At 66.0% G+C, this 19,539-nt stretch carries 19 protein-coding genes; 12 read left to right on the top strand and 7 right to left on the bottom strand.

Annotated features, from left to right (window positions below):
- The first annotated feature begins 25 nt into the window (after positions 1-25).
- Positions 26-1,690 carry an aminotransferase class III-fold pyridoxal phosphate-dependent enzyme gene (locus tag JQ617_RS12610; RefSeq protein ID WP_212026571.1) on the top strand — a complete coding sequence of 555 codons (1,665 nt, stop codon included), beginning with the start codon at positions 26-28 and terminating at the stop codon, positions 1,688-1,690.
- A gap of 356 nt (positions 1,691-2,046) precedes the next feature.
- Here the strand turns inward: JQ617_RS12610 and JQ617_RS12615 are convergent, their stop codons facing one another.
- From JQ617_RS12615 to JQ617_RS12625, 3 genes are all read right to left on the bottom strand, one after another.
- Entirely contained in the window at positions 2,047-2,706 is a 660-nt protein-coding gene (locus JQ617_RS12615) for a hypothetical protein (RefSeq protein WP_212026572.1), read from the bottom strand.
- Positions 2,707-2,857: 151 nt separating this feature from the next.
- The gene (locus JQ617_RS12620) at positions 2,858-3,547 is read right to left on the bottom strand and encodes a class I SAM-dependent methyltransferase (RefSeq protein WP_063689402.1); all 690 of its coding nucleotides are present in this window, start codon (positions 3,545-3,547) and stop codon (positions 2,858-2,860) included.
- Between the two features lie 33 nt (positions 3,548-3,580).
- Positions 3,581-4,633: a glycosyltransferase family 4 protein gene (locus JQ617_RS12625; RefSeq protein ID WP_212026573.1), complete on the bottom strand. Its 1,053-nt coding sequence runs from the start codon at positions 4,631-4,633 to the stop codon at positions 3,581-3,583.
- A gap of 273 nt (positions 4,634-4,906) precedes the next feature.
- Here JQ617_RS12625 and JQ617_RS12630 point away from each other — a divergent pair, with 273 nt between their 5' ends.
- Both JQ617_RS12630 and JQ617_RS12635 read left to right on the top strand, forming a co-directional pair.
- Positions 4,907-5,623, top strand: coding sequence for a L,D-transpeptidase (locus JQ617_RS12630; RefSeq protein ID WP_063689407.1), 717 nt, complete (start codon positions 4,907-4,909; stop codon positions 5,621-5,623).
- Between the two features lie 113 nt (positions 5,624-5,736).
- Positions 5,737-6,144: a c-type cytochrome gene (locus JQ617_RS12635; RefSeq protein ID WP_212026574.1), complete on the top strand. Its 408-nt coding sequence runs from the start codon at positions 5,737-5,739 to the stop codon at positions 6,142-6,144.
- 30 nt (positions 6,145-6,174) lie between these two features.
- Here the strand turns inward: JQ617_RS12635 and JQ617_RS12640 are convergent, their stop codons facing one another.
- Both JQ617_RS12640 and JQ617_RS12645 read right to left on the bottom strand, forming a co-directional pair.
- Positions 6,175-6,435 carry a hypothetical protein gene (locus JQ617_RS12640; protein WP_212026575.1) on the bottom strand — a complete coding sequence of 87 codons (261 nt, stop codon included), beginning with the start codon at positions 6,433-6,435 and terminating at the stop codon, positions 6,175-6,177.
- Positions 6,432-7,220 carry a DUF899 domain-containing protein gene (locus tag JQ617_RS12645; RefSeq protein ID WP_208608624.1) on the bottom strand — a complete coding sequence of 263 codons (789 nt, stop codon included), beginning with the start codon at positions 7,218-7,220 and terminating at the stop codon, positions 6,432-6,434. Before JQ617_RS12645 ends, JQ617_RS12640 begins: the two co-directional genes overlap by 4 nt.
- A gap of 147 nt (positions 7,221-7,367) precedes the next feature.
- On the opposite strand from JQ617_RS12645, the gene JQ617_RS12650 reads away from it, so the two are divergent.
- From JQ617_RS12650 to JQ617_RS12685, 8 genes are all read left to right on the top strand, one after another.
- On the top strand, positions 7,368-8,588 hold the full coding sequence (locus JQ617_RS12650) for a helix-turn-helix domain-containing protein (protein ID WP_212026576.1): 1,221 nt from the start codon (positions 7,368-7,370) through the stop codon (positions 8,586-8,588).
- A 28-nt stretch (positions 8,589-8,616) separates the two neighbouring features.
- The gene (locus tag JQ617_RS12655) at positions 8,617-9,255 is read left to right on the top strand and encodes a Vgb family protein (protein ID WP_212026577.1); all 639 of its coding nucleotides are present in this window, start codon (positions 8,617-8,619) and stop codon (positions 9,253-9,255) included.
- 116 nt (positions 9,256-9,371) lie between these two features.
- On the top strand, positions 9,372-10,940 hold the full coding sequence (locus JQ617_RS12660; RefSeq protein WP_212026578.1) for a DUF4403 family protein: 1,569 nt from the start codon (positions 9,372-9,374) through the stop codon (positions 10,938-10,940).
- A 117-nt stretch (positions 10,941-11,057) separates the two neighbouring features.
- Positions 11,058-12,167, top strand: a complete 1,110-nt coding sequence (locus JQ617_RS12665) for an ABC transporter ATP-binding protein (RefSeq protein ID WP_212026579.1) — start codon at positions 11,058-11,060, stop codon at positions 12,165-12,167.
- Between the two features lie 65 nt (positions 12,168-12,232).
- Positions 12,233-13,291, top strand: a complete 1,059-nt coding sequence (locus tag JQ617_RS12670; protein ID WP_212026580.1) for an ABC transporter substrate-binding protein — start codon at positions 12,233-12,235, stop codon at positions 13,289-13,291.
- 258 nt (positions 13,292-13,549) lie between these two features.
- Complete coding sequence (locus tag JQ617_RS12675; protein ID WP_212026581.1) at positions 13,550-14,800, top strand: ABC transporter permease; 1,251 nt, start codon at positions 13,550-13,552, stop codon at positions 14,798-14,800.
- Positions 14,797-15,624 carry an ABC transporter permease gene (locus tag JQ617_RS12680; protein ID WP_212026582.1) on the top strand — a complete coding sequence of 276 codons (828 nt, stop codon included), beginning with the start codon at positions 14,797-14,799 and terminating at the stop codon, positions 15,622-15,624. Before JQ617_RS12675 ends, JQ617_RS12680 begins: the two co-directional genes overlap by 4 nt.
- Before the next feature lie 257 nt (positions 15,625-15,881).
- Positions 15,882-17,093: an ABC transporter substrate-binding protein gene (locus JQ617_RS12685; RefSeq protein ID WP_212026583.1), complete on the top strand. Its 1,212-nt coding sequence runs from the start codon at positions 15,882-15,884 to the stop codon at positions 17,091-17,093.
- 171 nt (positions 17,094-17,264) lie between these two features.
- Here the strand turns inward: JQ617_RS12685 and JQ617_RS12690 are convergent, their stop codons facing one another.
- Positions 17,265-17,786 (bottom strand): PRC-barrel domain-containing protein, encoded by a 522-nt coding sequence (locus JQ617_RS12690; RefSeq protein ID WP_063689441.1) that lies wholly within the window; start codon positions 17,784-17,786, stop codon positions 17,265-17,267.
- A 240-nt stretch (positions 17,787-18,026) separates the two neighbouring features.
- Positions 18,027-18,596, bottom strand: a complete 570-nt coding sequence (locus JQ617_RS12695; protein ID WP_212026823.1) for a hypothetical protein — start codon at positions 18,594-18,596, stop codon at positions 18,027-18,029.
- A 180-nt stretch (positions 18,597-18,776) separates the two neighbouring features.
- Between JQ617_RS12695 and JQ617_RS12700 the strand changes: the two genes are divergently transcribed.
- Positions 18,777-19,532, top strand: coding sequence for a response regulator (locus JQ617_RS12700; protein WP_212026584.1), 756 nt, complete (start codon positions 18,777-18,779; stop codon positions 19,530-19,532).
- Positions 19,533-19,539: the final 7 nt, after the last annotated feature.

The following is a 19,539-nucleotide window of genomic DNA, read 5'->3' on the forward strand; positions in this document are numbered from 1 at the left end:
GCTCGCAGTATTAGCGCTTGTTGTCATGGAAACGACACTCCCGATTCTCTCATTTTCCGTGGCCGCCGCAGCGTCTGCTGCCGCCGTCCTCCCGAAGATCAAGGCGCGGGTCGAACTGTCCCGCGCCAAGCACCGATCGCTCGCCGGACACTCCAAGATGTCGCGGCGGGTGGCAAAGCTGCTCCCGTTCTACGAATTCGAGGGCGACAAATATTTCGGCTGCGACGGCGCGCCCGACAACGTGATGAAGCAGCGCAAGAACGCCTTCTTCCGTCTCGCGGCTCTCTACGCCGAGCGCTACCCGAAGGGTCGCGCGATGACGAAGGAAGCGGCGGAGACGATCTCCGATCTGAACTTCACCGAGAGCTATCGCGTGCCGTTCCAATTCTCGCGCCTGGTGCGCGAGCATCTGGGCACCTCGACCTTCATGGAGTCCTCGCGCGGCGTCACCGTCACGGACGTCGACGGCAACACCTCCTACGACCTCACGGGATCCTACGGCGTCAACATCTTCGGCAACGACTTCTACAAGGAGTGCATCGAGGGCTCCGAGAAGCGCGCCCATGCGTTGGGCCCGGTGCTCGGCCCCTACCACCCCGTCATCCTCGAGAACGTGCAGCGGCTCTGCCAGATCTCCGGCCTCGACGAGGTCTCGTTCCACATGTCCGGCACCGAAGCGGTGATGCAGGCCGTGCGGCTGGCGCGCTACCATACCAAGCGCACCCATCTCGTTCGTTTCGCCGGCGCCTATCACGGCTGGTGGGGCGACGTGCAGCCCGGTGTCGGCAATCCGATTCCCGCGCACGAGACCTACACGCTCTCCGAGATGTCGGAGAAGACGCTGCACGTGCTGCGCACCCGCAAGGACATCGCCTGCGTGCTGGTCAATCCGCTGCAGGGCCTGCACCCGAACGGCAATGCGCCCGGCGATTCCTCGCTGGTCGACAGTTCGCGCGGCGGCAATTTCGATCGCCCGGCTTACACCGAGTGGCTGAAGAAGCTGCGCGAAGTCTGCACCGAGCGCGGCATCGTGCTGATCTTCGACGAGGTCTTCGTCGGCTTCCGCCTCGCCGCCGGCGGCGCCCAGGAATACTTCGGCGTCAAGGCCGACATGGTGACCTACGGCAAGAGCCTCGCCGGCGGCCTGCCGGTCGGCGTGGTCTGCGGCAAGCGCGAATTGATGCGCCGCTTCCGCGACGATCGTCCCGCCGACATCTGCTTCGCCCGCGGCACCTTCAACTCGCACCCCTATGTCATGACGGCGATGGACGAGTTCCTGAGCCGGCTCGCCAGTCCCAACTTCCGTGCCGTCTATGACGGGCTGGAGGAGACCTGGAACGGCCGCGTGACGAAGCTGAACCAGATGATGACGGACGCAGACCTGCCGGTGCGGTTCGCCAATTTCTCGTCGATCTGGACGGTGAAATACACCACGCCGTCCCGCTACAACTGGATGCTGCAATACTATTTGCGGGCCGAGGGCCTGGCGCTGAGCTGGGTCGGCACCGGCCGGCTGATCTTCAGCCTGAACTACACGGACGCCGATTTCACCGAGGTCGCCGAACGCTTCGTCCGCGCGGCCGAAAAGATGAAGGCCGATGGCTTCTGGTGGCACGACGGCGTGCTCACCAACAAGGCCATCAAGCGGCAGATTTTGAAAGAGATGCTGGCCAAGCGCTTTGGGCGCTGAGGCCGCACTGCGCGGGCTTGCTCCGCCTCTCCCGCTTGCGGGAGAGGCCGACGCGGCCGACGCGCCCCGGGCGATGCGAAAGCATCGTCCCGCGCGCGGCGGGTGAGGGTTCTCACCGCACAGGGACATCCTCAGTAATCCCCAACAATCCCGACGCGGAGACACCCCCACCCCAGCCCTCCCCCGCAGGCGGGAGAGGGAGCCCACTGCCTTTGCCGCCGCATTGTGTGCACCATATGCGATTGTCCGACCGCGCGCGGGGAGAGGCGAAGCAGCCCCCAAGACGTGGATGCCCGGGACAAGCCCGGGCATGACGTAACCTTCAGACATCGGAGTGCGTGGTGTGCGCGGCGCGCTCAGGCGTGCTGCTCTTCGAGCACGGGCTCGTCGATGAAGCCCAGCGTGTGCTCGGGATTGAGGTGCAGGCCGGGGTCCATCAGCTCGCCGCGCATCAAGGCGAGCGGCGCGCTGCGATAGAGCATCAGATCGTGGAACGGATCGGTCAGGATCTTGGTCATCCAGACGAGGCCGGTCTCGACGTCGCGGATGAAGAACAGGTGCACGGTGCGGAACAGGAGGCCGCCGCCGCCGATGAAGAGCCAGATCTTGGCCGTCTGCCGCATGAAGTCGGTCGCGCTGGCCCAGGGGGTGAACAGGCCGAACACGGTCGGATCGACGAACAGCACCAGCGGCGAGAACGCCCAGATCGCCATCAGCACCACCTTGCGCTGAAGGTTGTAGCCGACCTTGATCTCTTCCTTGTACTCGTGCGTCGCCTGGTTGATGTGGTCGTAGGTGTGCGGCTCGAAGAAGAAGTGACCGGCCTGACGCGAGGTCATCGACACCAGCCAGCCGACCAGCGCCGAGACGACGGGGTCGATGAACAGCCAGACATAAGCGAAGAGGAAGCTCAGCGCGCTGACGAAGTGCAGGCTCTGATTGATGCGGCTGTGGTGATAGTAGCGATGGTCGTCCCAGCGCTGGATCCGCAGCTGCTCGAGATAATTCTTGATCATGCTCTCCCCCAAAATGCTTTCGGGTTCTGGATTTACAGGGATTCGATGTAGGCCGTGTGACATCATCATTTTGTCATGTGACGATGTGCAGCGGCGCGATGACGCACGTGAACGCGTGAGCGGCGAACCGCGCCGCCGCTCTTCGCCCTGCTCACGCCGCCTTGGCGACGTCGACCTTGCGGAAGCGCACCAGCGAGAAGTGACCGAGCGGCGGGATCAGGCGGCGCTCGGCGAGCTCGATGCCGTTGGCGCCGGCCAGCCATTTGGCGTAGCGCGACCAGGCGAACTCGGCGGTGCGGAAGCCGAGCGGACGCACCACCGGCTGCAGCTTCTGCTCGATGAAGCGGCGCATGCCGGCATCCGCGCTGACGCGGGTGAGGATGATCAGCTCGCCGCCCGGACGCAGCACGCGGGCGAATTCGTCCAGCGCCTTCTCCGGGTTCGGCACGGCGGTGACGACATATTGCGCCATCACGACGTCGAAGGAATTGTCGGGGAATTCGAGCTTCTCGGCGTCCATCACCGCGAGGCCCTCGACGTTCTTGAGGTTGCCTTCGGTGACGCGCTGGCGCGCCTTGTCGAGCATCGCGTCCGAAATGTCGGTGCCGAAGATGCGCAGGTGCGGCGCGTAGAGCGGCAGCGAGATGCCGGTGCCGACACCGACCTCGAGCACGCGACCACCGATCTTGTTGGTGGCCGCGATCGCGGCCGCGCGGCCCTTGGCGAACACGCCGCCGAACACGAGATCGTAAACGGGCGCCCAGCGGTCATAGGCCTGCTCGACCGAGCCGCGGGTGAGGTCGAGCTGCTGGGTGCCGTCAAGGTTCATGATCTTAGCCATCGATGAGGTTCTCGCTGTGGTTCAAAGGTTCGATCAGCTGCGCACCGGCCGCCGCGCCATGACAGGCGTGGGGCGCAAGGCGCGGCTGGGCTGAAGTGCGGTGAGATTTCCGACGAACTGCCGCGCGCTGTTCTCCCAGGAACGCTCCAGCGCGAAATTGCGGCAGGTCTCGCGCGACATGGTGAGTGCGCGCAGGCACGCGGTACGCAAATCGTGATCGATCGCGCCGATCGGATGGTCGGCGATGACGTCCTTCGGACCCGTGACCGGGAACGCCGCAACCGGCGTGCCGCAGGCGAGCGCCTCGAGCTGCACCACGCCGAAGGTGTCGGTCAGACTCGGGAAGACGAAGACGTCGGCGGCGGCGAGATGCGCGGTGAGATCGGCGCCCTTCTTCTCGCCGAGGAACACTGCGTCCGGATACTTCTTCTCGAGCTGCGCCTTCTGCGGGCCGTCGCCGACGACGACCTTGGTGCCGGGCAGGTCGAGCGAGAGGAAGGCGTCGAGGTTCTTCTCCACTGCGACGCGCCCCATGGTCATGAAGATCGGGCGCGGCAGATCGAGCTTGGCCGGGCTGTCGGGATGAAACAGCTCGGTGTTGACGCCGCGTGTCCAGAAGCCGAGCCGCTTGAAGCCGCGCTCGGACAGCTCCTGCCGCAGCGAGGGCGTCGCCACCATGGTCATGGCCGCGGCATCGTGGAAGTGGCGCAGCACGGCATAGCCGACCGCATCGGGGATGCCGGTCCGCACCGAGACGTATTCCGGAAAGCGCGTCGTATAGGAGGTGGTGAAGGCAAGCCGGTTGCGGCGGCAATAGGCCCGCGCGGCCCAGCCGATCGGACCTTCGGTGGCGATGTGCAGCGCTTCGGGCGCCGCCTTCTCGATCCGCCGCGCGATCTCCTTCCCGCTCGGCAGCGCAATGCGCAGGCCCGGATAGGTCGGCAGCGGCCAGGAGGGGAAGCCGTCCGGCGTCAGGAAGTCGATCTCGACATCGAGGGCCTTGGCCGCGTTCGCCAGCGAGGTCAGCGTCCGCACCACACCGTTAACCTGCGGATGCCAGGCGTCAGTCGCGATTAATACCCGCATGGGGGAATCCCGAGAGTTGATGATTCTCGGCTTAGGACCATCAACGAAGGATATTTCAGGCGTGTGACGTCACAGAAGTGTCGGCCCACCGTTTTGTTCGTTAACGAACCCCTGCGGCCACGAAACTGTCATGAAACAATCCTTTCCGCGACGAAACCGTTTTCGGTTTTCCGCGCAAACGTCCCGAAACTTGTTTCCGTTAGTGATTTAGGCAACGGAGCACCGCAACGGTGCCGCGGTGATTGAAATCACCGAGCAAACAGGGGCGATCACATGTTCAAGCTGGACACGTTCAAGACGTATTCGCGCGCCGTTGCTTTCGGCGCAGTCGCGATCTCCGCCATCGCGTTCGCAGGCCCGGCCAAGGCCGCGCCGGTGCAGCTCTTCCCCTTCTTCCAGCCGCTGCCGCCGATGGCGGCGCCGCAGCCGATCCAGCCCTATCAGCCCTACCAGGCGGCGCCCTCGCAGGTCGCCCCTTCCGAGGATCAGGACACCGTCGAGATGCCGGCCCGCTTCCGCCGCCAGACGGTTTCCTACGCGACGCGCGAGGCGCCGGGCACCATCATCATCGATACGCCCAACACCTATCTCTATTACGTGCTCGGCAACGGCCAGGCGCTGCGTTACGGCATCGGCGTCGGCCGCGACGGCTTCACTTGGTCCGGCATCCAGTCGGTGAGCAAGAAGGCCGAGTGGCCGGATTGGACCCCGCCGCCGGAGATGATTGCCCGCCAACCCTATCTGCCGCGCCACATGGCCGGCGGCCCCGGCAACCCGCTCGGCGCCCGCGCCATGTATCTGGGCGGCACGATCTACCGCATCCACGGCACCAACGCGCCCGAGACCATCGGCAAGCACGTCTCCTCGGGCTGCATCCGCATGACCAACGACGACGTCACCGACCTCTACTCCCGCGTCAACGTCGGCACCAAGGTGATCGTGCTGCCGATGAGTGAGCGCCGCGCGGACCTCGGCGCCGCGACGCGCTAACGAGACAGGACATTCTGACGCAAACGGCCCCGGAACCCTCCGGGGCCGTTTTCGTTTGCCCTCGACATTCCGACGCGCATCTCGCTGCGGTGCGGTCCCTAACGGAGGCACAGATGCGACCACGCCTGCAGACAAGCAGATGGCTGCGCGCGATTGCGGTTGCGGGCGCGCTGACGTCACTCCCGTCCGCCTCCTCTTTCGCGCAGCAGCCGGCGGGCGACGCGGCAGCCCAGCAGGCCTTCAACAATTCCTGCCGCACCTGCCACTCCGTAAAGGAAGGCGACAACCGCCTCGGCCCCAACCTCAACAACATCGTCGGACGCAAGGCCGGCTCGTTGCCGAACTACAATTATTCATCGTCGATGAAAGAAGCCGGATTCAACTGGGACCAGGACAAGCTCACCCGCTTCATGGTGAAGCCGGACGAGGTCGTGTCCGGCAACAAGATGCAGCCCTATGGCGGCATCTCTGCCGATGAAGCCGGCAAGATCGTCGCCTATCTGCAGGCGGCGTCGCAGTAGCAGGTCCGGCGGTGTCGCAGCGTTTCCCGCCTACGCCCGCCTTCCCGCAATCAACCGCAGCCATGCCGCTGAATGAAACGCGCTCATCAGGAGATACATCGCCACCATCCCGCCCTGCCAGGAGCCGCCGCCGCACAGCATGTCCGCTGGACCGCCGCCGAGCGCGGCGGTCAGCAGGGCCATGATCGCGAAGGTCGGCGTGGCCGCAAGGCCAAGCCATTTCGCGAGATGGCGCGCGGCCGCGACGCCGTCGTGACCGGCGGGCGGGGCCGCGCTGGCGGGAGCGGTCATTTCCGTTCTCCCGCGGCCTCCTCGCGAAACGCCTTTTCGCCGGCGTCCGAGATCTCGACCCATTTCTTGTCGGGCGCGGCACCTTCGGCATAGCTGTCGTGCCAATTCCACCATTTGTAGGTCGGCGTCTGCGGATAACCTTGCGGCGAATCCTCCCACACCTCCTGGCGGCCGAGCGGGGTGATGTCGAGATAGTTCCAGGTGCCGCCCATCTGCTCGTCGCCGCGGCTCTTGACGAAATAGGTGCGGAAGATGCGCGATCCGTCGCGGTAGAACACGTTGGTGCCGTGCCACTCGTCCACGCCGAAATCGGCATCGAAACTGTCAGTGACGGTGACCCAGGGAATGGTCCAGCCCATCCGCTTCTTCAGCCTGGCGATGTCGGCCTGCGGCGCGCGCGAGGCGAACACCAGCGTGGTGTCGCGGGCGTTCAGATGCGAGACATGGGCGACCTGGTCGGCCACCATGGAGCAGCCGCGGCAGGCGTGATCGGGCCAGCCGAACACGCCGGGCTCGAAGAAGGCGCGGTAAACGATCAGCTGCCGCCGGCCCTGGAACAGATCAGCCAGACTGACCTTGCCGCCGGGCCCCTCGAACGCATAGGTTTTGGTCACTTCCATCCACGGCATGCGCCGGCGCTCGGCGGCCAGGGCGTCGCGGGCACGGGTATGCGCCTTCTCCTTCACCAGCAATTGCAGCCGGGCGGCCTCCCAGTCCTGCGGCGATACCACCGGCGGGGTGTGCATGGCCTGTCCGTTCGTCCGTGCATTGTCGACTGATGTCATGATGTCTCTCCAAACCTCTTGCCTGGGCGGCCGGTCCGCATCTCGTCGTCGCGGAACCGCTCGCCTCTTGCCGCACGCTGTCGGCCGTCAACGATTTCTGGCACCGGGCGGTTGCGCGGTGGGAGTAACAAGTGTGGCGGGATTGACATGGAATCGCTGATCACGGCCGCCGCCCGCGCACTCGAGGCCGGCGATCCGCTCGGCGCGCTCAACCGCGTCGCGCTGCGCAACGATGCGCCATCGCTGGCGCTGCGCGGCATCGCGATGGCGCAGCTCGGCGATCTCGCCAGGGCCAAGGCCCTGCTGCGCGGCGCCGCGCGCGCCTTCGGTCCGCGCGAGGCGGTGGCGCGCGCAAGATGCGTGGTGGCCGAAGCCGAGATCGCGCTGGTCTCGCGCGATCTCGGCTGGCCGCCGCATGCGCTCGCGGCCGCGCGGGCGACACTCGAGAAGCACGGCGATCTCGCCAATGCCGCGCACGCCGGTCACATCGAGGCGCGCCGCCTGCTCCTGCTCGGACGGCTCGACGATGCCGAGCGCACGCTGGCGGAGCTCGGCACCGCGCCGCTTCCGCCCGCCTCCCTTGTCGTCCGCGAGCTCGTGGTCGCCGGCATTGCCATCAGGCGGCTCAGAACGGCGGACGCGCGCGCGGCGCTGAAGCGCGCAGGCAGCGCAGCGCGGCAGGCAAGAATCCCGGCGCTCACGGCCGAGGTCGACGGTGCGAAGCTGATCCTCGACACGCCGGCTGCGCGCCTCATCGCACGCGGCAGCGAGCATCCGTTGCTGCTCGGAGAGGTCGAGCGGCTGGCGAGCTCGACGGCGCTCGTCCTCGACACCTTCCATCATGTCGTGCGCCGGCAGGGCGTTGTCATCCCGCTCGGAACGCGGCCGGTGCTGTTCGCACTCGCCCGCCTCCTGGCGCAGGCCTGGCCCGCGGATGTTTCGCGCGAGCGATTGATTGCAGGCGCGTTCCAGGCAAGGCATGTCGATGAATCGCACCGCGCGCGCTTGCGCGTCGAGATCGGCCGGCTCCGCACCAAGCTCAAGCCGCTGGCCGACATCAGCGCGACCGGGCAGGGTTTCGTGCTCGCGCCGCGCAAGACGCGCGACGTCCTCGTGCTGGCACGGCCCGTGGAGGAGAAGCACGCCGCCGTCCTCGCCTTTCTCGCCGACGGCGAGCCGTGGGCGAGCTCGGCGCTCGCCCTTGCGCTCGGCATCAGTCCGCGCACCGTGCAGCGCGCCCTCGATGAGCTGGCGCGGTCGAACAAGGTGCAATGCTTCGGACACGGACGCGCGCGCCGCTGGATGACGCCGCCCGTGCCGGGTTTCCCGACAGGCTTGTTACTCCCCACCCCGCTTCCCAAGACCTAAGGTGGCTCACCTCACAGGGATCAGACAGATGAAACGTTCAGCCGCCGAGATCGTCAGGGAATACGGACCGTTTGACGGCGTCGACGCCGTGCACGGCGTCACCTATGACGGCACCCATGTCTGGTTCGCATCCGGCGAGAAGCTGAACGCGGTCGATCCGGCCAGCGGCAGGATCGCGCGCTCCATCGATGTCGCCGCGCATGCGGGAACGGCTTTCGACGGCCGCCACCTGTTCCAGATCGCCGAGGATCGCATCCAGAAGATCGACGCGGCCACAGGCAAGGTGCTCGCCACCATTCCGGCGCCGGGCGGCGGGGGCGATTCCGGACTGGCCTGGGCCGAGGGCTCGCTCTGGGTCGGACAATATCGCGAGCGCAAGATCCACCAGATCGATCCGGCAACCGGGAAGGTCCTCCGCACCATCGAGAGCAAGCGCTTCGTCACCGGCGTGACCTGGGTGGACGGCGAGCTCTGGCACGGTACGTGGGAGGGCGAGGACAGCGACATCAGACGGGTCGACCCCGAGACCGGCAAGGTGCTGGAGCAGCTCGACATGCCCGCGGGGACCATGGTCTCGGGGCTCGAGTCCGACGGCGCCGACCGCTTCTTCTGCGGCGGCGGGCCTCGCGGCAATGTGAGGGCGGTCCGCCGGCCAAAGCGCGGCTGACAGCAATACGGCGCGGCGGCCGTTAACCTGTTCGCCCCAATTCCACCCCACCGGTGCGCTCTAGCGCCCTCCTCGCCCGCCCTGTAAAATCCCCACCGGGGCGGCTCGGGGGATTGATGCGTCTGACGTTGAATCTGAAGACTATCCTGATCGGCGTCGCGGTGCTCGCGGCGTCGTTCTTCGTCAGCCTGAAGGCGATGGACTTCTTTTCGCCGCGCGCGACGAATTCGGCGCCGCCGGTCGCGCAGCTGCCGCCGCTGCCGCCGGCCGCGAAGAGCTCGGTCGTGATCGCGCCGGTCGCCATCGCGATCTCGGCGATCCGCGAACAGGCCGAGAAGGCCGCGCCGCGCAATTTCGCCGGCAAGGCCGACAACCCGATCTCGCAGATCCTGGAAAACGCCGACATCGGCTGGTCCGCGGTACGCGGGCCGATGGCCGCCGCCGGCGACAAGGACGTGCTGACGATCTCGACGCCGCTCAGCGGCAAGCTGAACGTGACGGGCTCGCTCTCGGCCAAGGCAACCGGCGCGCTCGGTGACGCGCTCGGCAGCGTGCTCGGCGGCGACGCCGCGAAACGGATCGGCGCCGTCAACATCAAGAATTTGAACGCCAGCGCCGAGATCAAGGGCAACGTCATCGTCACCTCGCGCCCGAAGCTCGCGGCGAACTGGCATCTCGAGCCCAATCTAGCCGCCCAGGTCAATCTCGGCGACACCAACCTCAACGTCTCCGGCGCCAAGGTCAACGTGCCGGCACAGGTGAAGCCGCTGATCGACAAGAACGTCGCCGAGCAGATCAACATCGTCTCCGAGCGCATCCGCAACGATCCCTCGCTGCGCGAGAATGCCAAGCTGCAATGGGCCAAGGCCTGCCGCTCGATCGCGCTGCAAGGCTCGGGCTCCTCGGCCGCGCTGCCGCCGCTGTGGCTGGAGATGAAGCCGACGCGTGCCATCGCCGCGCAGCCGCGCGTCGATGCGCAGAACGTGACGCTGCTGCTCGGCCTCGAGCTCGAGACCCGCGTGACCTCGACGCCGTCCAAGCCGGACTGTCCGTTCCCCCAAAAGATCTCGATCGTGCCGCCGACCGGCACCGGCGTGAACATCGGCGTGCCCATCGACGTGCCCTTCACCGAGATCAACAAGCTGATCGCCGCGCAGATGGTCGGCCACACCTATCCCGAGGACGGCTCGGGCCCCGTCGACGTCACCGTGAAGAGCGTCAACGTGATCCCGTCGGGCGACCGGCTGCTGATCTCGCTGCTGGTGCGCGCCAAGGAGAAGAAGAGCTGGCTCGGACTCGGCGCCGAGGCGACCGTGCACATCTGGGGCCGGCCGATGCTGGACCAGGCGCAGCAGACGCTGCGGCTCGCCGACATCCAGCTCGCGGTCGAGTCCGAAGCCGCCTTCGGCCTGCTGGGGGCGGCGGCGCGCGCCGTGGTTCCGCAGATGCAGCAGGCACTGGTGCAGAAGGCGACGCTCGACCTGAAGCCGATCGCCGCCAACGCGCGCGAGAAGATCGCGGCCGCGATCGCCGACTTCCAGAAGAGCGAGGACGGCGTCAAGGTCGATGCCAGGATCGAAAGCCTGACACTTGCCGACATCGCCTTCGATTCCAAGACGCTGCGCGTGGTCGCCGAAGCCGGCGGCGCGCTGAACGTGTCGGTGACGAAGCTGTCGGGGATGTAGCGCGCCCTGCCCGCGCGTCACTTGCGCCGCTGGCATTCTCGTCCGAGGGTGTTAAGCTGTTTTTCGCAACCTCGGACGAGGGAGCGACAGCTTTGGTGCCGATGACGCGAGGGTAAGATGGAAGCCGGCATGGTTGCGCCTGCGCCGGCACTGGTGCGCTTTTCCGGCATTCAAAAGACCTATGATGGCGAGCACCTCGTGGTGAAGAACCTCGATCTCGACATCAGGAAGGGCGAGTTCATCACCCTGCTCGGCCCGTCCGGCTCGGGCAAGACCACCACGCTGATGATGCTGGCCGGCTTCGAGGTTCCGACCCAGGGCGAGATCTACCTCAGCGACCGGCCGATCAAGAACGTGCCGCCGCACAAGCGCGACATCGGCATGGTGTTCCAGAACTATGCCCTGTTCCCGCATTTGACGATCGCGGAGAACATCGCCTTCCCGCTCTCGGTTCGCAACACCAATAAGGCGGAGACGCAGGAACGCGTCAGCGCGGCGCTGCGCATGATCAAGATGGAAACAATGGCGCAGCGGCGGCCGGGGCAGTTGTCCGGCGGTCAGCAGCAGCGCGTGGCTCTGGCCCGCGCGCTGGTCTTCAATCCGCAACTCGTGCTGATGGACGAGCCGCTCGGCGCCCTCGACAAGCGCCTGCGCGAGCAGATGCAGTTGGAGATCAAGCAGCTTCACGAGACGATGGGCATCACCGTCGTCTACGTCACCCACGACCAGAGCGAAGCGCTCACGATGTCGGACCGCATCGCCGTGTTCAACGACGGCATCGTGCAGCAGATCGACAGGCCCGACGCGCTGTATGAGCACCCGGTCAACAGCTTCGTCGCCCACTTCATCGGCGAGAACAACGTGCTGGCCGGCACCGTCGAGACAGTCACCGCGGACTATTGCCGCGTCGCGCTCGCCGGCGGCGGCGCCGTGACCGCGCGGGCCGTCAACGTCTCAGGAGCGGGCGCATCGACCTCCCTGTCGGTGCGGCCCGAGCGCGTCGCCATCATCAGGGACGGCAGCGCGAACGACGGACAGAACCGGCTGCCGGCCAAGGTGCAGAACACCATCTATCTCGGCGACCACGCACTGGCCGTGCTCGATGTCGCGGGGAATGCCGAGTTCATGGTCAAGCTTCAGCCGGGAGCCCATGACAGCCTGCAACACGGCGAAAGCGTCCATATCACCTTCCGTCCCGAGGACTGCCTCGCCCTCGATCCGGTTTGATCCGGGGCAGGCGGATCTGAAATAATCACGCTCAACGCAATGCAGATGAAAAAGGAACAACGACCATGCTGAAGCGCAAGACTGGCAACATTGCTCTGGGTTTCGCCGCGGCGCTCACGGCCAGCGCTGCGCTCGTCACGGTCGCACAGGCACGCGACCTCACCGTCGTGTCGTGGGGCGGCGCCTATCAGGACGCCCAGAAGAAGGTCTATTTCGAGCCGTTCAGGAAGGCGTCGGGCGTCGCGATGAATGACGAGTCCTGGGACGGCGGCGTCGGCGTGCTGCGCGCCAAGGTACAGGGCGGTGCCGCCACCTGGGACGTCGTCCAGGTCGAGAGCGACGAACTCGCGGTCGGCTGCGAGGAAGGCCTGTTCGAGAAAATGGACTATACCAAGATCGGCGGCGAGGCCGCCTACATCCCGCCGTCGGTCAATCCGTGCGGCGTCGGCGCCATCCTCTATGACTTCGTGCTCGGCTACGACAAGGACAAGCTGAAGGAGGCGCCCAAGGGCTGGGCCGACTTCTTCGACACCAAGAAGATCCCCGGCAAGCGCGCCCTGCGTCAGGGCCCGAAGACCACGCTGGAGATCGCGCTGATGGCCGACGGCGTCGCGCCGAACGAGGTCTACAAGGTGCTGGCGACCGACGAAGGCGTCGATCGCGCGTTCAAGAAGCTCGACACCATCAAAGGCGACATCGTCTGGTGGAAGGCCGGCGCCCAGCCACCGCAATTGCTCGCCTCGGGCGAGGTGGCGATGACCTCGGTCTACAATGGCCGCATCGACACCGCGAACAAGAACGACAAGAAGAACTTCGGCATGGTGTGGGACGGTGCGCTGTTCACCCTCGACAGCTGGGTCATCCTGAAGGGCAGCCCGAACAAGGACGCCGCCTACAAGTTCCTCGACTTCGCCGGCAAGGCGGAGAACCAGTCGAAGCTGTCGGAGAACATTTCCTACGGCACCTCGAACAAGGACGCCGCCGGCAAGCTCGCGCCCGCCGTCCTGAAGGACCTGCCGACGGCGCCCGACAACATCAAGAACGCGGTCGAGATCAATGTCGGCTTCTGGCTCGAGAACATCGACCGCCTGACCGAGCGCTTCAACAAATGGGCGGCGAAGTAGCGCGTGACCGAAATAGCGCTGAGGGAAGACGTGGCGCATATCTCGCCCGCAGCGCATCCTTCGAGACGCCCGCCTGCGGCGGGCCCTCAGGATGAGGTCTGAGGCTGTGGCCATGTCTCCACTGGCACCGATGTCGATCAGCCTCATCTCGAGGAGACCGCCACCGGGTCCGCGCGAAGCGCGGCCCGATGACAGGCTCCGCGGTCGTCTCGAAGGACGAGGCGCTTGCTCTGGCCTCTCGTCAAAGAGGCTCACGCTATGATAACCGCGTCCTTGATGGAGACCGAAGTCCCGCTCAAGCGCCGCCTGAAACAGGCCGAGCGTGCGCGGCAGTTCAAGGCCTTGGCGCTGGTGCTGCCGCTGCTCGTCTTCCTGCTGTTCACGTTCGCCGGCCCCATCGCCGGCATGCTGTGGCGCGCGGTCGATGACCGCGAGGTGCGCCAGGTTCTGCCGCAGACGATCGCCGCCCTCGCCGACTGGGACGGCAAGGACCTGCCGGATGAAAAAGCCTATGCGGCGCTGGCCAACGACATCCAGGCGGCGCGCGCCGCCGGCACCATCGCGATTGCGGCCAAGCGGCTCAACTACGCCCTGAACGGCTTTCGCACGATCCTCACCGGCACCGCACGCAATCTGAAGGCCGTGCCGGAAGCGGGCACGGCGAAGGAGACGCTCATCAGGATCAACCCGGCCTGGCGTGAACGCGCCACCTGGAGGACGATCAGGGATGCCGGCGGCCCCATCACCGGCTTTTATCTTCTGGCCGCGCTCGACCTGACGCGGAACGCCGATGGCGCGGTCACGGCGGCCCCGCCGGATCAGGCCATCTATCGCGACGTCTTCGCCCGCACCTTCCTCATCAGCCTCGGCGTCACGGCGCTCTGCCTGATCCTCGGCTTCCCCGTCGCCTACCTCTTGGCGACGCTGCCGCCCGGGCGGTCGAACCTGTTGATGATCTTCGTCTTGCTGCCGTTCTGGACCTCGCTGCTGGTCCGCACCTGCGCCTGGATCGTGCTGCTACAGAGCAAGGGCGTCGTGAACGACAGCCTGCACTGGCTCGGCATCATCGACGAGCCGCTGCGCCTGATCTACAACCGCTTCGGCGTCTGCGTGGCCATGACCCACGTCCTGCTGCCGTTCATGATCCTGCCGCTCTACAGCAGCATGAAGGCGATCTCGCCCGCTTACATGCGCGCCGCCGCCTCGCTCGGTGCGCCGCCCCTCACCGCTTTCCTGCGGATCTATCTGCCGCAGACGCTGCCCGGGATCGGCGCAGGAAGCCTGCTCGTCTTCATCCTGGCGCTCGGCTACTACATCACACCGGCCCTCGTCGGCGGCGCCGCCGACCAGATGATCAGCTATTTCATCGCGCTCTACACCACCGAGACGGCCAATTGGGGCCTCGCTTCGGCGCTCGGTGCGGTGCTGCTGCTCGCCACGCTCCTGCTCGCGCTCGTCTACGGCAAGCTGGTGCAGGGCCAGCAGGTCACGGGAGGGATGAAGAATTGAGCGACAATTCCGCCCTCCGTACACCGAGCCAGCGCATCGCGTGGACCGCGACCATCGTCGTCTCCACGCTGGTCTTCGTGTTCCTGATCGCGCCGATCCTTGCGATCATGCCGCTGTCGTTCAGCTCCGGCTCATACCTCACCTATCCCCTGCCCGGCTTCTCCCTTCGCTGGTACGACGACTTCATCAACTCGCCGCGCTGGATGAATTCGCTGAAGAACAGCCTGATCATCGGCATCGCCTCGACCTTGCTGTCCATGGCGCTCGGCACGCTGGCCGCGCTGGGCCTCGCGCAATGGAAGAGCCGCTTCAAGCCGCTGGTGCTGGCCTTCGTGCTGTCGCCGGTCGTCGTGCCCGGCGTCATCACCGCGGTCGGCCTCTACTTCTTCTTCGCGCCGATCGGCCTGACCGGCAGCTATCTCGGCCTGATCCTCGCCCACACCGCGCTGGCGACGCCTTTTGTGGTCATCACGGTCGGCGCGACGCTGCAGAGCTTCGACACCAATCTGGCGCGCGCCGCCGCCTCGCTCGGCGCCTCGCCGCTTCAGGCGTTCCGCCGCGTGATCCTGCCGCTGATCCTGCCCGGCCTCGCCTCGGGCGCCTTGTTCGCCTTCGCGACCAGCTTCGACGAGGTGGTGATCGTGCTGTTCATGGCGGGCCCCGAGCAGCGCACCCTGCCGCGCGAAATGTTCAGCGGCATCCGCGAGAACATCAGCCCGACCATTACGGCAGCCGCGGTGATCCTGACGACGGTGTCGGTCATCCTCCTCGCGACCATGGAAGGCCTGCGCCGCCGCAACGAACGGCTCAAGGGCGGCGGGTAATGCTTTCGTCCTTCTCCCTTGCGGGAGAAGGTGGCGCGAAGCGCCGGATGAGGGGTTGCCTCCGCAGCTTCGGCTGCAAGACGGGCGCACGTGGAGAGAGACCCCTCACCCGCAAGGGGAGAGGGTTCGGAACACCGCCCACCCCCTACTTATTCTCAACCCTCCTTGCGCCGCTTCGCCTTTACGACTGCGACGGTTTGTCGCTAGAACATCCCCCGCAAATAAAGCCCAAACAACAACGCTGAGGGAGAACAACCATGCAAAAACTCATCGCCGCCGTCGCGGCCGGTCTCGCGCTTGCCGCCACGTCAGGTGCGGCGCAGGCGCAAGTTTCCGACGACGTCGTCAAGATCGGCGTGCTCACCGACATGTCGAGCCTCTATGCGGACGCGACCGGCAAGGGCTCGCTCGCCGCGGTCGAGATGGCGGTCGCCGATTACGGCGCCAAGGTTGCCGGAAAGCCCGTGCAGGTGGTCGCCGCGGATCACCAGAACAAGCCCGATGTCGGCGTCAACATCGCCCGCAACTGGTACGACAACGACAAGGTCGACGCGATCTTCGACGTTCCGACCTCCTCGGTGGCGCTGCCGATCTCGGCGCTGACGCGCGAGAAGAACAAGATCAACATCAATTCCGGCGGCGGCTCGTCCGACATCACCGGCGTTGCCTGCTCGCCCAACACCGTGCACTGGACCTACGACACCTATGCGCTGTCGAACGTCGCCGGCAAGGCGATGGTGAAGCGCGGCGAGGACACCTGGTTCTTCGTCACCGCCGACTACGCCTTCGGCATGGCGCTGCAGCGCGACGCCGCCAACGTGGTCAAGGAAAGCGGCGGCAAGGTGCTCGGCGAGGTCCGCCATCCCCTCAACTCGTCGGACTTCTCCTCGTTCCTGCTGCAGGCCCAGGCCTCCAAGGCCAAGGTGGTCGCGCTGGCGAACGCCGGCGGCGACACCACCAATGCGCTGAAGCAAGCCGCCGAGTTCGGCCTGACCCAGGGCGGCCAGAAGATGATCGCGCTGCTGCAGGAGATCACCGACACGCACTCGCTCGGCATCAAGGCGACGCAGGGCCTGATCGTCACCGACGCCTTCTACTGGGACATGAACGACGAGACCCGCGCCTTCTCGAAGCGCTTCAACGAGAAGGTCGGTCACATGCCGACCATGATCCAGGCCGGCCTCTATTCGGCGACCATGCACTATCTCAAGGCGATCGACGCCATCAAGACCGACGAAGCGCCGAAGGTGATGGAGCAGATGCGCAAGACGCCGGTGAACGACTTCTTCGCCAGGAACGGCAAGATCCGCATCGACGGCCGCATGGTCCACGACATGTATCTGTTCGAGGTGAAGAAGCCCGAGGAGTCCAAGGGCGAGTGGGACCTCTACAAGCTGATCGCCACCGTCCCCGGCGACGAAGCCTTCCGTCCGCTCGACAAGGGCGGCTGCCCGCTGGTCACGCACTAGTTTCGGCTATCTCCGTCATTGCGAGCGAAGCGAAGCAATCCAGAATCCCTCCATGGAAACAGCCTGGATTGCTTCGTCGCTTCGCTCCTCGCAATGACGGCACACGAAAGACACGGCAGCGCGCCCGGTGAAAGCCGGGCGCACTGCGTTTGAGCCGTCAGTCGGGCCGCATTACTCCGAGTACTTGAACTCGGGCATGTTCTTCAGCTCTTCCTTGCTCGCATTGAACACGGCGTGGTCCGGATACCACTTCGAGGTCGAGGACGCCGTCGTGGTCGTCGCCGCGGGCTTGGTCTCGGTGGTGCCGGTCGCGGCGCCCGTGGTGGTCGTCGCGGGCTTGGCGCCGGTGCCGGTATAGGCCACGGCCTCGTTGACGAACTTCAGCTTCTCGTAGGGCACGGCAACCAGATGCTCGCCCATGCCGAGGAAGCCGCCGACGCCGATCACGGCGATCTTGACGGCGCCGCTCTTGTCCATCAGCAGATCGCTGATCGAGCCGATGTTCTCGTTGGCATCGTTATAGACCTTCACGCCCGACATCTTCGACGTACGCCATTGGCCGGTGGCCGACGTGGTCGTGGTGGTGGCCGCAGGCGCAGCCTTGTCGGTGGTGGCGGTCGGCGCTTGGGCGAACGCAACGGTCGCAAGCAGGGCGGTGCCGGCAAGGCCGGCGGCGATCGATTTCATCAGCATGTGTTGTCCTCTCCTTCACAGAAAACTTGTGCGGGGAAAACAGCGCTGAACACGTGCAGTTCCTTGCGCGCCGCAATTTCGTCGCGCCATGCGCGAGTGCGAAAACGCGACGCTTGTTCCTGCGTCACTCAGGAACATTTTGCGGCGCACGGTTCCCCGCCGACGTTCATGCGCCCTGGGTGATGCATGAGCGCGGCGGGGAACGCGCCGACCTTGCGTCGCGCAGGTCAGCTCTGAAAGTCAGCTCTTGAAGTCGATCAGCAGCGCGGAAAAATTCGAGCCGCCCGACGAGCCGCCGTTGGCGCCGTAGGACGCGCTCGACGATTGCGACTGCTGCAGCGCCTGGAGAAACTGCTGGAGGATCTCGGCCGTGGTCTGGTCCGTCGAGCTGCTGCTGGTCTGGTCCGTGGACGAGGAATCCGAAGAGCTGTCGTCCGGCGGCGGGCCGGGCGGCGGTCCGCCGGCACCACCTGGACCGCCCGCACCGCCGGGGCCGTTCGCGAAGGCGGACTGGAAGACGTTCTTGAGCTCGTCGGCCTGATCGGAGGTCAGCGTCCCGTTCGACACTTCGTTCGAGATGAGATCGTCGATCTTCGACTGCATCTCGTCCTTGGAGGGGCGCGTGCCGCTGGACTGGTCGCTCGACCGGCTCTGCTGGAGCGCGGTGTCGATGTCGGTCAGCGCCGTCGAGAGCGCGGACTGGTCCGACGACGAGATCGTGCCGGCGGAAACTTCCGATTGCAATTCCTGCTGCAGCCGCTGCAGCGGCGACTGGTAGCTGCCGGCGGAGGCCGCCGAAATCGAGGTCATCATGACTCCGTGGGTTTTGCGGGGTTTCTTACGCGACGGCGCCACGGTATGGTTAACGGCCTTAACGAGACCTTGCCGCTTTCCTGCCCGGTGGTGTCCCCATGTTGCGGACCGGCCAGCGGAAACAATCTGAAACAAAAATCTTCGCCATTTGGCCCGAATCTTGGACAAACAAAGCGCATGGCCATTCCCAATCCCAACATCCTGGTCGTCGAGGACGACCGCGAAACCCGGACGTTGATTGCGAAGTACCTGCGCAACAACGCCTGCAACGTCACCGCCGTGAGCGATGGCCGCGAGATGTCGCGCGCCATGGCCGATCACCGCGTGGACCTCATCATTCTCGACGTCATGCTGCCCGGCGAGGACGGCCTGAGCCTGTGCCGCAAGGTGCGCTCGGAGTCGCAGACGCCGATCATCATGCTGACCGCGCGCGGCGAGGACATCGACCGCATCGTCGGCCTCGAGATGGGCGCGGACGATTACCTGCCGAAGCCGTTCAACCCGCGCGAGCTGCTCGCCCGCATCAACGCGGTGCTGCGCCGCCAGGCCGCAGCCCAAGCCGCAAGCTCGATCGAGGGCGCGAGCACGCTGGCCTTTGAGGGCTGGCGCATCGACCTGCGCCTGCGCGAGCTGCGCAATCCCGAAGGCGCGCGCGTCGCGGTGACCAGCGCTGAGTTCGACCTGCTCCGCACCTTCTGCGAACGGCCCGGCCGCGTGCTGTCGCGCGACAGCCTGCTCGACCTCACGCAAGGCCGCAACACCGGCTCGTTCGAGCGCTCCATCGACGTGCTGGTCAGCCGCATCCGCCGCAAGATCGAGCCCAATCCGGCCGATCCCACCATCATCAAGACGGTGCGCTCCGGCGGCTATCTGTTCACGCCAAGGACTGAACCGGCAGGCACTGAAGCGGTCGCGGCGTCCCTGAGCAATTGAGGGGACG

It is taken from the genome of Bradyrhizobium sp. KB893862 SZCCT0404, assembly GCF_018130885.1.
In the GTDB taxonomy this organism is placed as follows: domain Bacteria; phylum Pseudomonadota; class Alphaproteobacteria; order Rhizobiales; family Xanthobacteraceae; genus Bradyrhizobium; species Bradyrhizobium stylosanthis.

Excerpts from the sequence above, each read along its gene's own strand:
- JQ617_RS12610 (WP_212026571.1), top strand. The coding sequence starts at position 26 with ATGGAAACGACACTCCCGATTCTCTCATTTTCCGTGGCCGCCGCAGCG.
- JQ617_RS12615 (WP_212026572.1), bottom strand. The coding sequence starts at position 2,706 with ATGATCAAGAATTATCTCGAGCAGCTGCGGATCCAGCGCTGGGACGAC.
- JQ617_RS12620 (WP_063689402.1), bottom strand. The coding sequence starts at position 3,547 with ATGGCTAAGATCATGAACCTTGACGGCACCCAGCAGCTCGACCTCACC.
- JQ617_RS12625 (WP_212026573.1), bottom strand. The coding sequence starts at position 4,633 with ATGCGGGTATTAATCGCGACTGACGCCTGGCATCCGCAGGTTAACGGT.
- JQ617_RS12630 (WP_063689407.1), top strand. The coding sequence starts at position 4,907 with ATGTTCAAGCTGGACACGTTCAAGACGTATTCGCGCGCCGTTGCTTTC.
- JQ617_RS12635 (WP_212026574.1), top strand. The coding sequence starts at position 5,737 with ATGCGACCACGCCTGCAGACAAGCAGATGGCTGCGCGCGATTGCGGTT.
- JQ617_RS12640 (WP_212026575.1), bottom strand. The coding sequence starts at position 6,435 with ATGACCGCTCCCGCCAGCGCGGCCCCGCCCGCCGGTCACGACGGCGTC.
- JQ617_RS12645 (WP_208608624.1), bottom strand. The coding sequence starts at position 7,220 with ATGACATCAGTCGACAATGCACGGACGAACGGACAGGCCATGCACACC.
- JQ617_RS12650 (WP_212026576.1), top strand. The coding sequence starts at position 7,368 with ATGGAATCGCTGATCACGGCCGCCGCCCGCGCACTCGAGGCCGGCGAT.
- JQ617_RS12655 (WP_212026577.1), top strand. The coding sequence starts at position 8,617 with ATGAAACGTTCAGCCGCCGAGATCGTCAGGGAATACGGACCGTTTGAC.
- JQ617_RS12660 (WP_212026578.1), top strand. The coding sequence starts at position 9,372 with ATGCGTCTGACGTTGAATCTGAAGACTATCCTGATCGGCGTCGCGGTG.
- JQ617_RS12665 (WP_212026579.1), top strand. The coding sequence starts at position 11,058 with ATGGAAGCCGGCATGGTTGCGCCTGCGCCGGCACTGGTGCGCTTTTCC.
- JQ617_RS12670 (WP_212026580.1), top strand. The coding sequence starts at position 12,233 with ATGCTGAAGCGCAAGACTGGCAACATTGCTCTGGGTTTCGCCGCGGCG.
- JQ617_RS12675 (WP_212026581.1), top strand. The coding sequence starts at position 13,550 with ATGATAACCGCGTCCTTGATGGAGACCGAAGTCCCGCTCAAGCGCCGC.
- JQ617_RS12685 (WP_212026583.1), top strand. The coding sequence starts at position 15,882 with ATGCAAAAACTCATCGCCGCCGTCGCGGCCGGTCTCGCGCTTGCCGCC.
- JQ617_RS12690 (WP_063689441.1), bottom strand. The coding sequence starts at position 17,786 with ATGCTGATGAAATCGATCGCCGCCGGCCTTGCCGGCACCGCCCTGCTT.
- JQ617_RS12695 (WP_212026823.1), bottom strand. The coding sequence starts at position 18,596 with ATGACCTCGATTTCGGCGGCCTCCGCCGGCAGCTACCAGTCGCCGCTG.
- JQ617_RS12700 (WP_212026584.1), top strand. The coding sequence starts at position 18,777 with ATGGCCATTCCCAATCCCAACATCCTGGTCGTCGAGGACGACCGCGAA.